The sequence below is a fragment of the Tepidanaerobacter sp. EBM-49 genome (genome assembly GCF_001896645.1).
Taxonomy (GTDB): domain Bacteria; phylum Bacillota; class Thermosediminibacteria; order Thermosediminibacterales; family Tepidanaerobacteraceae; genus Tepidanaerobacter; species Tepidanaerobacter syntrophicus.
In genome coordinates this window covers 65,527-81,960 of sequence record NZ_MPPE01000005.1, presented here as the reverse complement: position 1 = coordinate 81,960, position 16,434 = coordinate 65,527, and the positions used below count along the sequence as shown (strand labels likewise).

General features: G+C 38.3%; 16 protein-coding genes and 1 other annotated feature. All 16 genes read left to right on the top strand.

All coding sequences use genetic code 11. From position 1 onward, the window contains the following. The first annotated feature begins 15 nt into the window (after positions 1–15). The 16 genes from rodA to BUE08_RS01025 all read left to right on the top strand — a co-directional run bounded on the left by rodA (position 16) and on the right by BUE08_RS01025 (position 16,433). Positions 16–1,110: a rod shape-determining protein RodA gene (gene rodA / locus BUE08_RS01100; protein ID WP_286680142.1), complete on the top strand. Its 1,095-nt coding sequence runs from the start codon at positions 16–18 to the stop codon at positions 1,108–1,110. Between the two features lie 54 nt (positions 1,111–1,164). Then, on the top strand, positions 1,165–3,021 hold the full coding sequence (locus tag BUE08_RS01095) for a TIGR03960 family B12-binding radical SAM protein (protein WP_286680141.1): 1,857 nt from the start codon (positions 1,165–1,167) through the stop codon (positions 3,019–3,021). Next, a complete protein-coding gene (locus BUE08_RS01090; RefSeq protein WP_286680140.1) occupies positions 2,999–3,673 on the top strand; it encodes a TIGR03936 family radical SAM-associated protein in 675 nt (224 codons plus the stop codon). Before BUE08_RS01095 ends, BUE08_RS01090 begins: the two co-directional genes overlap by 23 nt. A 38-nt stretch (positions 3,674–3,711) precedes the next feature. Further along, the gene (locus BUE08_RS01085) at positions 3,712–4,962 is read left to right on the top strand and encodes an Rne/Rng family ribonuclease (protein WP_286680139.1); all 1,251 of its coding nucleotides are present in this window, start codon (positions 3,712–3,714) and stop codon (positions 4,960–4,962) included. Positions 4,963–5,071: 109 nt separating this feature from the next. Next, positions 5,072–5,383, top strand: coding sequence for a 50S ribosomal protein L21 (rplU, locus tag BUE08_RS01080; RefSeq protein WP_059033699.1), 312 nt, complete (start codon positions 5,072–5,074; stop codon positions 5,381–5,383). A 7-nt stretch (positions 5,384–5,390) separates the two neighbouring features. Beyond that, on the top strand, positions 5,391–5,726 hold the full coding sequence (locus BUE08_RS01075) for a ribosomal-processing cysteine protease Prp (protein ID WP_273039375.1): 336 nt from the start codon (positions 5,391–5,393) through the stop codon (positions 5,724–5,726). A gap of 3 nt (positions 5,727–5,729) precedes the next feature. Continuing rightward, positions 5,730–6,002, top strand: coding sequence for a 50S ribosomal protein L27 (gene rpmA / locus BUE08_RS01070; RefSeq protein WP_286680138.1), 273 nt, complete (start codon positions 5,730–5,732; stop codon positions 6,000–6,002). Between the two features lie 119 nt (positions 6,003–6,121). Further along, positions 6,122–7,396 (top strand): GTPase ObgE, encoded by a 1,275-nt coding sequence (obgE, locus tag BUE08_RS01065; RefSeq protein ID WP_286680137.1) that lies wholly within the window; start codon positions 6,122–6,124, stop codon positions 7,394–7,396. 63 nt (positions 7,397–7,459) lie between these two features. Beyond that, positions 7,460–8,074, top strand: coding sequence for a nicotinate-nucleotide adenylyltransferase (gene nadD / locus BUE08_RS01060; protein ID WP_083497742.1), 615 nt, complete (start codon positions 7,460–7,462; stop codon positions 8,072–8,074). Next, positions 8,071–8,658 (top strand): bis(5'-nucleosyl)-tetraphosphatase (symmetrical) YqeK, encoded by a 588-nt coding sequence (yqeK, locus tag BUE08_RS01055; RefSeq protein WP_286680136.1) that lies wholly within the window; start codon positions 8,071–8,073, stop codon positions 8,656–8,658. The genes nadD and yqeK overlap by 4 nt, the downstream gene beginning before the upstream one ends. Continuing rightward, complete coding sequence (locus BUE08_RS01050; RefSeq protein WP_213951119.1) at positions 8,655–9,836, top strand: LCP family protein; 1,182 nt, start codon at positions 8,655–8,657, stop codon at positions 9,834–9,836. Before yqeK ends, BUE08_RS01050 begins: the two co-directional genes overlap by 4 nt. A 40-nt stretch (positions 9,837–9,876) precedes the next feature. After that, entirely contained in the window at positions 9,877–10,278 is a 402-nt protein-coding gene (gene rsfS, locus BUE08_RS01045; RefSeq protein WP_059033710.1) for a ribosome silencing factor, read from the top strand. Between the two features lie 3 nt (positions 10,279–10,281). Further along, positions 10,282–10,465: a binding site (T-box leader), on the top strand. Positions 10,466–10,542: 77 nt separating this feature from the next. After that, positions 10,543–12,993, top strand: a complete 2,451-nt coding sequence (gene leuS / locus BUE08_RS01040) for a leucine--tRNA ligase (protein ID WP_286680135.1) — start codon at positions 10,543–10,545, stop codon at positions 12,991–12,993. Positions 12,994–13,253: 260 nt separating this feature from the next. Then, positions 13,254–13,991 (top strand): ABC transporter ATP-binding protein, encoded by a 738-nt coding sequence (locus BUE08_RS01035; RefSeq protein ID WP_273039370.1) that lies wholly within the window; start codon positions 13,254–13,256, stop codon positions 13,989–13,991. Then, a complete protein-coding gene (locus tag BUE08_RS01030; protein ID WP_059033717.1) occupies positions 13,972–14,889 on the top strand; it encodes a SufB/SufD family protein in 918 nt (305 codons plus the stop codon). Before BUE08_RS01035 ends, BUE08_RS01030 begins: the two co-directional genes overlap by 20 nt. Further along, positions 14,886–16,433 (top strand): cobyric acid synthase, encoded by a 1,548-nt coding sequence (locus BUE08_RS01025; protein WP_286680134.1) that lies wholly within the window; start codon positions 14,886–14,888, stop codon positions 16,431–16,433. The genes BUE08_RS01030 and BUE08_RS01025 overlap by 4 nt, the downstream gene beginning before the upstream one ends. Position 16,434: the final 1 nt, after the last annotated feature.

Below are 16,434 nucleotides of genomic sequence, written 5' to 3'. Positions count from 1 at the left end.
GAGGATAGTAAATTCATGGATAAGAAATTATTAAAAAATGTAGAATATCCTATTTTGATTGCTATAATATTACTTACAATATTAAGCGTAACAATGATAAGCAGCGCAACAAATGCTACAACCAGCGGAAATTTCTATACTACCAGAATGCAGATAATCTGGTTTTGCGTCGGTGCTATTTTGATGCTGGCCGTCATTTCAATAGATTATCATTCCTTTTCAGGTTGGTATAAAATAATTTATTCAGCAAACATTTTTTTATTACTTTTGGTTCTTTTAGCAGGAGAAAAAGGGGGAGGCGCGCAGCGCTGGCTTGATATAGGTCCTTTTACGCTGCAGCCTTCTGAGTTTGCAAAACTAGCCGTGATTATTACTCTGGCCAGTCACTTAGAAAAAAAGAAATCATTAAACACACCAAAGGACTTAGTTTCCGTGATTTTGCATATTGCGCCTATCATGCTGCTTATAGCGAAACAGCCAGATTTGGGCACATCCTTGGTTCTTGCAGCTATAAGTTTTGGCATGACCTTTGCTGCAGGCTTGAGCTACAAACTTCTAGGCGAGGTTATTTGTTGTGGATTATTGGGCCTGCCGATATTTTGGCATTTCTTAAAAGAATATCAGAAAGATCGTATCCTTATTTTTTTTAACCCTTATCTAGATCCGTTGGGGCGTGGCTATCATGTTATTCAGTCAAAAATCGCAATAGGGTCAGGTAAGATATTTGGCAAGGGTCTTTACAAAGGCACTCAAAATCAGCTTAACTTTCTTCCTGTAAAGCATACAGATTTTATCTTTGCGGTTTTAGGAGAAGAGCTTGGTTTTATAGGTGGAGTGACCTTGCTTCTACTTTATTTTGTCCTTATCTACTATTCTCTAAGGGTAGCATTTAAGGCAAGAGACCTTTTGGGAACATATATGGTTGTAGGAATAGTTTCAATGTGGCTATTTCAAATTTTGGTAAATATGGGCATGAACATGGGTATAATGCCAGTAACCGGCATACCTCTGCCCTTTATGAGCTATGGCGGAAGCTCATTTTTAATGAATATGATGGCAGCAGGAGTAGTTATTAATGTAGGAATGCGACGGCAGAAAATTTTATTTTAAATTTTAAAGATAGTTTGCGTAAAACTATCTTTATTAAACTTGGGAGGAAAAAATTTGACTTTAGATAGACTATTGGAAAAGATTTTGCCTAAAGTTTCAAAACCTGCAAGATATACCGGAAATGAATACAATAGCATATTAAAACGTAAAGAGGATATAGATGTCCACGTTGCGCTGGCATTTCCTGATATATATGAAGTTGGTATGTCTCATTTAGGCATTAAGATTTTATATCACTTGTTAAACGAAGACTCGACTATTTATGCAGAAAGAGTTTTTGCGCCATGGGTTGATTTTGAAAATTTGATGCGAGAATATGATATACCGCTCTTTAGCCTTGAAACTAAAACTCCTATTAAAGATTTTGATTTTCTTGGCTTTACTCTTCAATACGAAATGAGTTATACAAACATAATAAACATGTTAGAACTTGCAAGAATCCCTATATTCTCAAGCGAGCGATGTGATAAAGATCCTCTAGTAATTGCAGGCGGGCCCTGTGCATATAATCCGGAGCCTCTAGGCGATATTATAGACTTTTTTGTAATAGGCGAAGCTGAAGAAGCTATAGTGGAAATTATGGATTTGTACAAGATATTTAAAGCAAACGGCAGGCCAAGAAGAGACTTTTTAACAGAAATAGCTAAAATCAAAGGTGTATACGTTCCTTCGTTGTATAACGTGACATACAATGAAAACGGGACGCTTCGAAGCATTTTGCCAAAATCTAATGAGTTTCCGGCCAAAATAGAAAAGCGGCTTATCGCAAACCTCAATGAAGCCTACTATCCGACGGATTTTATAGTTCCATATATTAATATTGTCCATGATAGAGCTCCTCTTGAAATTTTTCGCGGGTGTTCCCATGGATGCCGCTTTTGCCAGGCTGGCATGATTTATAGACCTGTAAGAGAAAAATCTGCCGATATTTTAGAAAAAATGGCCAAAGATATTATAGCCTCCACCGGCTATGGAGAACTTTCCCTTACATCCCTTAGCACCAGTGATTATTCGCAGCTTAAACAGCTGACTGAATCTTTAACCGAAAAATTTCGTGAAAGTAAAGTGGGATTGTCACTGCCATCTCTTAGAATTGATGCATTCTCTTTAGAACTTGCTAAAAAAGTGCAGGAAATTAGGAAATCAGGCCTTACTTTTGCGCCTGAAGCCGGCACTCAAAGACTTCGAGACATTATAAATAAGGGCGTTACGGAAGATGATCTTCTAAAATCGGCTCATGACGCTTTTTTATCAGGGTGGAATACAGTTAAACTATACTTTATGATAGGACTTCCAGGGGAGACTTTAGAAGATACAAAAGGAATAGCGGAGCTTGCCAACAAAGTTGTTGATGTCTATAGAAAAGTACACGGAAATACAAAAGGACTCAGAGTAAATGTAAGCACATCAACTTTTGTACCAAAACCTTTTACGCCCTTTCAGTGGTATCCTCAAATAACGCTTGAAGAAATTGACGAGCGGCAAAGATTATTAAAGAGTTTGTTTAGAAAGAACAAAAATATATCCTACAATTGGCATGAAGGGAAACTAAGTTTTTTGGAAGCTGTTTTTTCAAGAGGTGATCGAAAACTAGGCAAGGTTCTAAAAGCCGCTCACGACAATGGGTGCAAGTTTGACGGTTGGAATGACATATTTTCTTTTGAAAAATGGGTTTCAGCATTTGATGAATCAGGCATAGATCCTAACTTTTATGCATATCGTTATAGAGAGAAAGATGAGATATTTCCGTGGGATATAATAGATATAGGCATTAATAAAAGATTTTTGCAAAAAGAACTTGAGAAATCAGAAAAAGGCGAAACGACTCCTGATTGTAGAATTCGTTGTAGTGGCTGCGGTGTAAACAGGCTTGAGGCAGGTGATTACTGTGAAAATAAGATTGAAATTTGAAAAGGGCCGTTCGGTAATGTTTATTTCTCATTTGGATGTAATAAGGGTTTTTGAGAGGGCCTTTAGGCGTGCTAATCTTCCCATATCATACACCAAAGGCTTTAATCCAAGGCCCAAAATGACCTTTACTCCAGCTCTGCCAGTGGGCACTACCAGCTGCAGCGAATATATGGACTGCGAATTTGACGAGGAGATTTTGCCAAGAGATGTTATGATTCGCCTAAATAATGTTTTACCCATCGGAATAAAAATCCTCGAGGCTGAAGTTGCCGATAACAAGCTGCCGCTTTCTTCTCTAAATGCTGCATCTTATGTAGTAAGCATCGAGGACGGAAGTAATAATGAAGCTAAATTAAGAAACGCAATTAAAGAAGTTGAAAACAGTAAAGAAATATTTATTGAAAAACAGTCAAAATCTGGTGCAAAGCAAGTGAACATCATTCCCTTGATATATAGCATTGAAGTTCTTGAAAGCAACAGTGAAGGAATAAAAATTCTTATGAAGCTCTCGATTGGCCAAGAGGGCAGCATTTCCCCTTCAGTAATAATATCTGTGCTAGAAAGGATTGTAGGCTTCGAGTTTGAAATAAATTATATCTTTCGCAGAGAAATTTATTATTTTGATGGAAATAAAAAAATCTTTCCTATTTGAAAAGCTTGCCTAAGATAAGGTCAAGGAGATGAAAATTTATGTCTAAGGAGATCTTGGCGGATGTTGCCTGCAATCGAACCCGAGTTGGACTTTTAGAGGATGGACATCTTGTAGAGTATTATATAGAAACCGGTGACATAGAGAAAAGCCGTGGGAATATCTATAAGGGAAGAGTTGCAAATGTACTTCCGGGTATGCAAGCAGCCTTTGTTGATATTGGTTTTGATAAAAATGCATTTTTATATGTTTCGGATGTCAATTTTCACGAAGATGAATTTGATAGTTTTAAAAAAAGCCCGATAGAGGCAATGCTTAAAAAAGGGCAAGAAATCCTTGTACAAGTTACAAAAGAAGCTGTAGGGACAAAAGGAGCGCGAGTTTCTACTAATATTAGCTTACCTGGCAGATATACGGTTTTGTTGCCTGGAATAAACTGCGTAGGCGTATCTAGAAAAATAGAGGATGAAAATGAGCGTCGGCGTCTAAGAGCTGCAGTAGAAGAGGTAAAGCCACATGAAATGGGAATAATTGCAAGAACCGCGGCAGAAAATAAAAACGAAGAAGAAATAAGAGCAGATGTAAAATATCTGGAAGTAATATGGAGCGAAATAGAAAAAAAGCAAAGAAATATAGAAGCTCCCGCACTTATCTATAAAGATATGGATTTGCTTAGCCGAGTTGTCAGGGATATGTTTACCTTTGAAATAGACAAGTTTTATATTAATACACAAAAGGGATATGAAAAAGTTTGCAAGCTGTCATCTGCGATATCTTCAGAGCTAAAGGAGCGCATAATCTTTTACAAAGATTCTAGAGACATTTTTGAATACTTCAATGCAACCAAAGAGATTGAAAAAGCTCTAGAAAGAAGAATCTGGTTAAAGTCTGGCGGATATATTATTATAGATTATACTGAAGCATTAGCTGCCATTGATGTAAATACCGGAAAATTCGTAGGCCATACGAGTTTAGAGGACACTATATTTCAAACTAATTTAGAAGCAGCTAAGGAAATCGTGAAGCAATTAAGATTGAGAGATATAGGCGGAATAATAATTATAGATTTTATTGACATGCAAGGCACCGATCATAAGGCAGCTGTTATAGATACCTTAAAAAATGAACTAAAAAAGGATAGAACAAAAACACAAGTTTTCGGAATTACAAATCTTGGGTTAGTTGAGATGACCAGAAAAAAAGTATGCAGGAGTTTGTACGAAGTTATGGAAGAAACTTGCCCTAAATGTCATGGTAAAGGTAGAATACAATTAAATTTCGTTGACAGATAAGGTTTTCGTATGCTAAAATAGCCTAGGTGGTTGATATTCTTCCACCGCACGGGACGGGTTTTTAAAAAATTTACCTAGATTCCGGCGAGAATAAGGAGGAGATGAATTTATGTACGCAATTATTGAAACAGGCGGTAAACAGTATCAAGTTTCGGAAGGCGATGAAATTAGAGTAGAAAAACTTCCGGTAGAAGAAGGCGGGATTGTTGAAATAGACAAAGTATTAGCTGTTTCAGACGATGAAGGCCTGAAAGTCGGCAAACCCTGGATTGAAAACGCAAAGGTTACAGCTAAGGTTTTGCGCCATGGAAAGGGCGAAAAAATTATAGTGCTAAAGTACAAAGCTAAAAAGAACTACCGAAAAAGACAAGGTCACCGCCAGCCGTTTACTGAAATTTTAATCGAAAAAATAGAAAAATAACGCAGAAATGATAAAGGTAAAAGTGCATGTCGATCCTTTTGGCGGCTATAGATTAATAGAAATATCCGGCCATGCGGGATACGATGAATATGGCAAAGATATAGTGTGCGCAGCGGTCTCGGCACTTGCGCAGACTATGGCCTTAGGCTTGGAAAAAGTGGTTGGTATCAAGGCAAAAATCAAAAAGAAAGATGGTTATTTTTTGCTGAAGATACCTAAAGGCTTGTCGGCTGAAAAAGCTGATAAGGCGAACATTATTATGGAAACATTTATTTTAGGCATAGAAGATATTTCAAAGTCATATCCTTCAAATATACAGGTAGATGTTATAGAGGAGGTGTAATTCATGAATTTACAGCTTTTTGCTCACAAAAAAGGCGGTAGCAGTTCCAAAAACGGACGTGACAGCCAGTCAAAACGTTTGGGTGTTAAAAGATTCGACGGACAATTTGTAAATGCCGGAAGCATATTAGTTCGCCAGAGAGGCACTAGGATTTATCCCGGACAAAATGTAGGTATCGGAACCGACCATACGCTTTTTGCAAAAGCCAGCGGTGTTGTTAAGTTTGAAAATAAAGGGAAAGATAAGAAGCTTGTTAGCGTATACTCAGCGAACTAAGTTTTTTGATAATAGCAGCTGTTTCTAAGGTAACTAATGGAAAAAGTTACCTTTGTTTTTTATTACAAATTTTTAATATTCAATTATAACTAAAACTTATGATATAGGTGTTGATTTAAATGTTCATAGATACCGCAAAAATTTACGTAAAGGCAGGCGACGGCGGCAACGGCGTTGTAGCTTTTAGGAGAGAAAAATATGTTCCTCGCGGCGGACCTAGCGGTGGCGATGGCGGGCGCGGCGGTGACGTGATTTTAAAAGTCGATGCAAATATGTCCACATTAATGGATTTTAAATACAAGATTCATTACAAAGCCGAAAGAGGAGAACATGGTCAAGGTTCTAACAAATTCGGCCGCGATGCTGAGGATCTTGTTATATATGTGCCGCCGGGCACCATCGTAAAAGATGCCGAAACAGGTGAAGTAATTGCAGATTTGGTGGAAAATGGAGAAAGCTTTGTTGTAGCTAAAGGAGGCCGTGGTGGACGAGGGAATGCAAAGTTTGCATCTTCCGTTCATAGAGCTCCTGATTTTGCAGAAAAAGGCGAACCGGGAGAGGAACGTTGGATTATACTGGAATTAAAACTCATAGCAGACGTGGGCTTAATAGGATTTCCTAATGCAGGAAAATCTACATTGCTTTCGCGAATGACCGCTGCAAGGCCTAAAATTGCTAATTATCCCTTTACGACCCTTGCTCCAAATCTTGGAGTAGCAAGCTTTGGCCAAAGTTCAGAGGGCAGTTTTGTGATAGCCGATATACCGGGTCTTATAGAAGGAGCTCATGAAGGGCAAGGCTTAGGTTATGAGTTTTTAAAGCATGTTGAAAGAACTCGACTACTTGTTCATGTTATCGATATGTCCGGATTTGAAAGAGATCCGTTGGAAGGATTTTATGCAATTAACCAAGAGCTTGCAAGCTATAGCGAAGAACTTGCTAAAAAACCCCAAATTGTTGCTGCGAATAAAATGGATTTAGAAGAATCCAGGATTAATTACGAAAAAGTGAAGCCTTTATTAGAAAAAGAAGGATATAATGTAATACCTGTATCAGGGGCAACAGGACAAGGAATAAGAGAACTTGTTCAGGTTATCGCTAAGACCCTTTCAAGCATAGAGAAACCGGAAGCAGTTAAAGAAGTAGAATCTATAAAATATACACTAGAAGATGAAAAGCCTTTTTCTATTGAAAAGGGCGGCCATGTATTTTATATTCGCGGAAAAGCCGTTGAAAGACTTGTAGCAATGACTGATCTTGAAAACGAATCTGCCGTTAAGCGCTTGCAGAGAGCCTTTAAAAAAATGGGAATTGATGATGCACTAAAAGCAGAAGGAATTCAGTCAGGAGACACAGTAAAGATAGGCAATTCAGAGTTTTATTATGTAGAATAAAGGCGACAGCCATATAATCAGATATACCTTTGAATTTTAGAAACTCAAAAAGGAGGATTTGCTTTGCCAAAGAACCAAAAGATTGGCATAATGGGAGGAACTTTTGATCCCATTCACTATGGCCATCTTGTAACCGCTGAAACTGCAAGAACCAATTTCAAATTAGATAAAGTTATATTTACACCTGCCGGTCGGCCGCCGCATAAAAAAGATTATGCAGTTACGCCTCCTGAAGATAGGTATCTCATGACAATGCTTGCTGTAAATAATAATCCATTTTTTGAAATTTCAAGGATAGAGATTGACAGACCCGGTCCGACTTACACCGTGGATACGTTAGAGCAGTTCTATAATGAACTCGGCTCTGACGTAAAACTTTTTTTTATAAGCGGAGCAGATGCGGTTTTCGATATACTCACATGGAAAGATGTTGATAAAGTTTTAAGTTATTGTACTTTCATAGCTGCAACCCGGCCGGGATATCCTATAGACCAATTGCACCAAAAGCTTATTCAAATAAAAGAAATGTACGGTTATGAGGTAGTTCCGATGAAAGTTACAAGCCTTGATATCTCCTCTACTGAAATCAGGCGAAGGATGAAGGAAGGCTTATCCATTAAATATTTACTGCCTGACAGCGTAGAAACATATATAAAGAAAAGTGGTCTTTATCAATGACTTTAAGCTTTGATGAAATGACAGAAAAATTAAGGGCGAATCTTGACAAAAAAAGATTTTTGCATTCAATAGGTGTGATGCAAACTGCAGAAGAATTGGCGCTTCATTATGGAGCGGATGTTAACAAATCAAAGGTTGCCGGCCTTCTTCACGATTGTGCACGAGGCATGAGCGAAGAGCTTCAGTTGAAACTAGCTCAGGATTTTGGTATACTTTTAGATGATATCGAAATTAGAGAAAAAGTTTTGATACACGGACCCTTAGGCGCTGAGCTAGCAAAAAGAGATTATGGTATATATGATGAGCAAATTTTACATGCCATAAGGATCCATACTACCGGCGACGAAAATATGGACCTTCTGGATAAAGTAATATTTATTGCGGATTTCATTGAACCGAGTCGATGTTTTCCTGATGTTGAAAAATTAAGACGAGTGGCTTTTCAAGATCTTGACGATACCATGGTAAAAGCCTTCGACTCTACAATCAGGTACGTTTTAACTAAAAGGAGATTGCTGCATCCAAAAACAATTTCCGGTAGGAATTTTATTCTTATCAAAAGGGAGAGCGAATTTAAACAATGAAAAGGCCTTTAAAAATAGCCGTAGCTATATTACTATTTATAGTTTTTTCCCTTGGCAGCGGATTTTACTACACGGTAAGAACGATGAATATGGCGGCTGAGCAGAATGAAGATTCTGTCATATCAAATACCGATGAATTTGTTAAGGGTGGACGCCGAAATATCTTGTTGTTGGGCATGGATGCAGGAACTATAGGGGCAAAAGAAGAAAATAACCGACATCGCTCAGATACGATTATTGTCGTAAGCTTGGATACCCAAAATAAAACCGTCAAAGTACTTTCCATTCCAAGAGATACAAGAGTAAAGCTTGGGAAATACGGCATTCAGAAGATAAACGCCGCAACAGCTTTAGGAGGAGCGGATTTAGCAGTTAAAACTGTAAAAGATTTTCTAGGTGTTCCGATTCACAATTATGTTGTTGTAAAGCTCTCCAGTTTTAAAAATATTGTGGATGCCTTAGGCGGTGTAGAAGTTGATGTTAAAGAACGTATGAAATACAGCGATCCTGCAGGGGGACTGTATATTGACTTATATCCGGGACTACAGACTCTTGACGGCGACAAAGCTGAACAGTTCATAAGATACAGAGGATATGCAGATGCTGACCTTGGACGAATTAAGGCACAGCAGCAATTCATGGAAGCACTTATAGATAAAATTTTAAAACCTTCAACGCTTTTAAAATTACCTAAAATAATTGATATTGTCCAAGAAAATGTAGAAACAGATATTCAGCCTATGGAAATGATGAGTCTTGCTAATTTTGCAAGGCAGATGAAGCGTGAAAACATTAAAATGTATACTGTGCCGGGTGAAGGAAAAAATATTTCAGGTATCAGTTATTTCATACCTTTTCAAAATGAACTTGACAAAGTAATAGATGAAGTTTTTTATGATGATGGCAGCGTCAAAGTAACAGTCCTAAACGGCAGCGGTACAAGCGGCGTTGCATCGAAAATTGCCAGCAGACTCGAATCTCAAGGTTTTAAAGTTGTCAGTATAGGTAATGCAGACAGCTTCGATTATGACACTACTACCATAGTATATCCTCAAGATAAAAAAGATGAGGCCGAAAAAGTTGCAAAAGTTCTTCCGAAGGCCTTACTCGAAGAAAAAAGCGATTCAAATATTTCTCTTCCTACGGTAATTGTAGGAAAAGATATGATAGATGAATAAATTTTTAATATAAATATAATTCTGTTATGGAGGGAACTGAATGACAAAAAACCCTAAAACTTGCGCTCTTAAAGCGGCTAGTATTTTAAGGGATAAAAAAGGCGAAGATATTCTGATAATGGACATAAGTTCTGTTGCAGTATTTTCGGATTATTTTGTAGTAGCTACAGGCACATCTCCGGTGCATGTCAGAGCTTTAGCGGATGAAGTGGAGAAAAAGCTTGGGGAAGCGGGCTACACAGTAAGAGGAAAAGAGGGCTATCAAGAAGGCGCTTGGGTGCTGATGGACTATTATGACGTAATTGTGCATATTTTCACTCGTCAAGAACGAGAATATTATACGCTAGAACGCCTATGGGCCGATGCAAAAATTATCGATTTGCCGCCGGATGAGATTGACACTCCAAAAGAGTTGAAATATAATATAGAAAATTTAATATAAGCATTTATATTAATACAAAGGAATAGTATGAGACTGGTGCTTTTACAGAGATTCGGCGCAAGGTGCGAGCCGAAAAGCATAGTCTTTGAACTCACCTTTAGAAGACTTAGCCGACAGGCGTTAAAATGTTTGAGACGGGTCGTTTGACCAATTAGGGTGGTACCGCGAGAAGTTTCTCGTCCCTAAAGGGGATAAGAAACTTTTTTTAATTCATAAGATATATATTTAAAACCTATAACTGTGCATATGGAGGGTGACGTTTGATTGAAATACGATTTTAAGTCTATTGAGAATAAATGGCAACAGGAGTGGGAAAAAAATAAACTCTACAAAGCTGTGAAAGACGAAAGCAAACCTGAATATTACTGTCTTGAAATGTTTCCTTATCCTTCGGGCAATTTACATATGGGCCATGTGCGCAATTATTGCATCGGAGACGTGGTTGCAAGATTTAAAAAGATGAACGGTTTTAATGTGTTGCATCCGATGGGCTGGGATGCCTTTGGCCTTCCTGCCGAAAACGCTGCTATAAAACATGGAATTCATCCGGCAGAGTGGACGTGGAACAATATTGCAAATATGAGAAGTCAATTAAAGCAATTGGGATTGAGCTATGATTGGGATAGAGAGATTGCTACATGCCATCCGAAATACTATAAATGGACACAATGGTTCTTTTTGCTTCTCTATAAAAGAGGCCTTGCCTACCGCAAAAAAGCTTCTGTAAACTGGTGCCCTTCATGCGGCACAGTTCTTGCAAACGAGCAGGTAGTAGACGGGGCATGTGAACGCTGCAAAACCGAAGTTGAAAAGAAAGAGCTTGAACAGTGGTTTTTCAAGATAACCGACTATGCAGATGAACTTTTAGATGATTTAGAGAAACTTCCCGGTTGGCCGGAAAAGGTAAAGACTATGCAAAAAAACTGGATTGGCCGCAGCGAAGGTGTTGAATTTTCATTTGTCGCAGAAAAAAATGGTGAAAAAATTCCTGTATTTACGACACGCCCTGATACAGTATATGGAGTATCATATATAGTTCTTGCACCTGAACATCCGCTAGTAGAATCTCTTTCTAAAGGAACAGAATATGAAGCTCAAGTTAGAGAATTTCGAAAAAAAATGGAGAAATACAACGAAATAGCAAGAACTTCCGCCGAAACCGAAAAAGAAGGAATGTTTATAGGCGCATATGCCATAAATCCCATGAACGGCGAAAAGATTCCGATTTGGACGGCAAACTATGTGCTGCTGAGTTATGGCACAGGAGCGGTTATGGGAGTTCCAGCCCATGACCAGCGGGATTTCGAGTTTGCAAGAAAATATAATCTGCCGATAAAAGTGGTTATTTCTCCGAAAGATGCAACTCTAGTTCCTGAAGAAATGTCAGAGGCTTTTGTGGATGAGGGGATTTTGGTAAACTCTAATGGATTTAATGGCATGATAAGCAGTGAAGCTATTAAAGCCATTGGAAAATACATGGAAGAAAAAGGTATAGGTAAATTTAAAGTAAACTATAAGTTGAGAGATTGGCTTATTTCAAGACAAAGATATTGGGGTGCGCCTATCCCCATGGTTTATTGTGACAAATGCGGCATTGTACCTGTGCCTGAAGAAGACCTGCCCGTTTTGCTGCCGGAAAATGTAAAGTTTAATTTTAAAGGCACGTCTCCTTTAAAAGAATCAGAGGAATTCATAAATACCACATGCCCAAAATGTCATGGACCTGCAAAACGCGAAACAGATACAATGGATACTTTTGTATGCTCTTCTTGGTATTTTCTTCGATATACTGATGCAAGAAATGAAGCAATGCCCTTTGAGCGAAGTAAAGTCGACTATTGGATGCCGGTCGATCAATACATTGGCGGTGTGGAGCATGCCATCCTACATCTTATGTATTCCAGATTTTTCCTAAAAGTCATAAGGGATGCAGGCCTTGTATCTGCATCTGAGCCATTTTCAAATTTACTTACACAAGGAATGGTACTAAAAGACGGCGCTAAGATGTCAAAATCCCTTGGCAACATCGTAAGCCCTGAGGAAATAGTTAAAAAGTACGGAGCTGACACAGCAAGACTGTTTATACTTTTTGCAGCACCTCCCGAGAGAGACTTAGAGTGGAGCGATCAAGGTGTTGAAGGATGTTCAAGATTTCTTCAAAGGGTCTTTAGATTAGTAGATGAATTATCTAGAAAATTTAGCAGTGCTAAGACCGAAGGAGAATGCGACGCATATATCCGCCGCATCACCCATAAGACTATAAAAAAAGTTACAGAAGATATTGGTGAAAGATTTAATTTTAATACCGCAATAAGTGCAATCATGGAAATGGTAAATGAGCTCAGTGATTACAAGGACAGAGACATTTCTAAAAAAGTTTTAAGCGAATCACTGGATACCTTGCTTTTGCTTCTTGCTCCATTTGCCCCCCATCTTGCAGAAGAGTTATGGCATAAGTTGGGCCATATGCGAAGCGTATATCTTGAAAAGTGGCCATCTTATGATGCTGCAGCGATTTTAGAGGATGAAATTGAAATAGTTGTTCAAGTAAATGGAAAAGTAAGAGATAAAATTGTAATTCCTGTCAATACGCCGGAAGAAGAGGTCAAAGAAGCTGCACTAAAGCAAGAGCGAATTGCCCCATACATTAAAGATAAAAAGATTATAAAGGTTATCTCGGTGCCCGGCAAACTAGTAAACATAGTAGTTAAATAGATATAAAATCTCTACAATTTTTGAACAAACAAAACCAGCGCTTTTATGTGCTGGTTTTTAAATATAAGTAACAAATATTAATTATTATTATTGATTGTAATTATGGATATCAATCAGGGCTTGATTTATAAGGATTTTATATATTTTTATAACCAAGAGTTGCTATTGTATGAAGAGAGAAAGTGAGGTAAAATATAAAAGGCAAAGGACGAAAACAGTAGCCCTTTATTCAATAAATATGAAAGAAAAGAGGTAATATTATGTTGAGACTTGAATCAGTTTACCTTCGCCTGAAAAATGGCAGTGAGGAAGTTCCGATATTAGAAAATATAAACTTAGATTTAGAAGATAATAAATTTTATGCTCTAACAGGACCAAACGGCGGCGGAAAGACGTCGCTTGCCAAGGTTATTATGGGCATTTATAAAAATGATGAGGGGAGAATATACCTAGATGGCAAGGACATAACAGATTTTAGTATAACTGAACGGGCAAAAGCCGGAATAAGCTATGCGTTTCAAAATCCACCTAGGTTTAAGGGATTAAAAATTAAAGACCTTTTAAAGATTTCTGCTGATGAAAATTCATTAAGAGCAATGTTAAGGTCTGTTGGATTATGTCCACAAGACTATCTTGACAGAGAATGCGATTCCGGTCTTTCCGGCGGAGAAATGAAGCGAATTGAGCTTGCCAGCGTACTTGCAAGACCATCTAGACTTGTAATTTACGATGAACCGGAAGCAGGGGTTGACCTTTGGAGCTTTGAGAATCTGCTTCAGCTAATTAGAAATTATCACAAAAGGGGAAATGTAACAAGCGTTGTTATAACTCATCACGAAAGAGTCTTATCACTGGCCGATGAAATAATCCTGCTAGTTGATGGCAAAATAGCTGATAGAGGATCTAGAGACAAAATACTGCCTTTAATCCAGGAAGATGCAAGATGCTGCTGGAAGGCAAATTGCGGAGGTAATAATGATGAAGTTGAATGCTATTGAAAATGAACTTTTAAAAAATATTGCAGATTTGCATAACATACCATCAGGAGCTGTGAACATAAGAAAGAATGGAGAAGGGATAATACGCCATTCGTCTGCAAATATTGAAGTAAGGCCAAAAACAGATAAACCCGGAATTGATGTTATAATAGCACCCGGCACCAAAAATGAAGCTGTGCACATCCCGGTTCTTATAACTTTGTCCGGCCTAGTGGATGTAGTATATAATACTATTATCGTAGGTGAAGGAGCAGATGTAACAGTAATAGCCGGCTGTGGAATTCATAATCCCGGATCTAAGAAATCCCAGCATGACGGCATTCACGAAATCATCATTAAAAAAGGCGCTAAAATGCGGTATATAGAAAAACACTATGGAGAAGGATCGGGAGAGAGAATCCTGAATCCCCAAACCATAGTTACAATGGAGGAAAATTCTATAGCTGAAATGGAACTCGTCCAGATTAAAGGTGTTAGCAGTACTATAAGAGATACAAAGGCGCAGCTTGCCGAAGGAGCAAGCCTGATAATTACAGAGAGATTGCTTACTCACCAGGATCAACAAGCAGTATCCAATATGACAATAGAACTAAATGGCAAGAACTCCAATACTAAAGTGGTATCGCGTTCTGTTGCAAGAGACAACTCAAGCCAGATTTTTCACCCAATAGTTATTGCAAGGGCTGACAGCAAAGGCCATGTAGAGTGTGATTCAATAATAATGGATCATGGTAAAATAAGCTCAACCCCTGCAATTACAGCGGAACATCCTGATGCTCAATTGACCCATGAAGCTGCTATAGGTAAAATTGCCGAAGAGCAACTTTTGAAATTAATGACCCTGGGCCTTTCCGAGGAAGAGGCTGAAGATATAATACTGAGGGGGTTCTTAGAATGACAGCAAAATGCATAATGATTCAAGGAACCGGTTCCTCTGTTGGCAAAAGCCGACTAGTTACAGGATTCTGCAGGGTTTTTGCGCAAGATGGTTTTAAAGTTGCGCCTTTTAAAGCTCAGAATATGGCACTGAATTCTTATATAACTAAAGATGGATTAGAAATGGGAAGAGCCCAAGCTGTCCAGGCCGAAGCCTGCAAAATTGAACCTCAGGCTATTATGAATCCTGTGCTGTTAAAACCTCGTTCGGATAAAAACAGTCAAGTTGTAGTTAAAGGCAAACCAATAGGCAGCCTATCAGCAATGGACTACCAAGACTATAAATCAAAGCTTAAAAAAATAGTTAAAGAAAGCTATGATGAATTGGCAAACTCCCATGACATAGTTGTAATAGAAGGCGCGGGCAGCCCTGCGGAAATTAATCTTCGGGAAGATGATATTGCAAATATGGGTGTAGCCGAATTGGTGGATGCGCCGGTGGTTATTGCAGGAGACATTGACAAAGGCGGAGTATTTGCATCTCTTGCTGGGACAATGCTTTTGCTTACCGATGAAGAAAAAGCAAGGGTAAAAGGCGTTATTATCAACAAGTTTAGGGGAGATTTGAGACTTTTGGAGCCTGGCCTAAAAATGCTAGAAGATATAATAAAAAGGCCAGTGCTCGGCGTCGTCCCATATGCCGATATTTATATAGATGAAGAGGATTCACCACAGGCTGAAAAGGAACGGCTCTTACAAAAGTATATTAAGACCGACAGTGACGCCTCAAGACACCCCATAATCGTAAAAATTTTAACATTGCCTCGTATCACGAATTTCAATGATTTTGCACCACTTGCTGAATATCCGGGAATCAACCTTTCATATGTGTCTCAAGGGCCTATAGGGGATGCTGACATGGTACTGATTCCGGCCTCTGAAAATCCCAAAGAAAGTATAGAATTTATCCGAAAAAGAGAATGGGATGAGGAAATATCAGAACTTGCCCGAAAAGGAGCTGTGATTTTTGCCCAAGGAAGCAGTTTGCCGCTTTTAGGAAGAAAATTTGAACTGCCTTTTGACTTTGAAATAAATGAAAGTATAGAAGGGCTAAACCTTATTGATGCCGATATTGCAATGAACCCTCAGCAAAATATCAGAGTCTCGGGACATGTATTAGACAATCTTACAAGTCCTGCAGATGTTTTAAATGGCGAAAAAATTAATGGCTATATGATTTATTCAGGAAATATAAGGGGAGAAGCTGTCAAAAAAAGCTTTATAAAGCTTGATGAAGCTTATAGTACGGTTGATGGATTAGACGGTTTTATATCTTCTACAGGCAGAGTCATAGGTACTTTTGTTCATGGCCTGTTTGATAATCCGGAGTTTACGAAAAAATTTGTGAGCTTTTTGCAAATATGTAAGTATGGAAGAACCTTTGATTTTGGAGACTTTGAATCATTAAATTTTAAAGAGTTTAGAGAAAAAGAGTTTGACCGTTGGGCTGATGTCCTAAGAAATAGTGTAGATATAAAAAAGATATATGAAATTATGGGTATGTAAA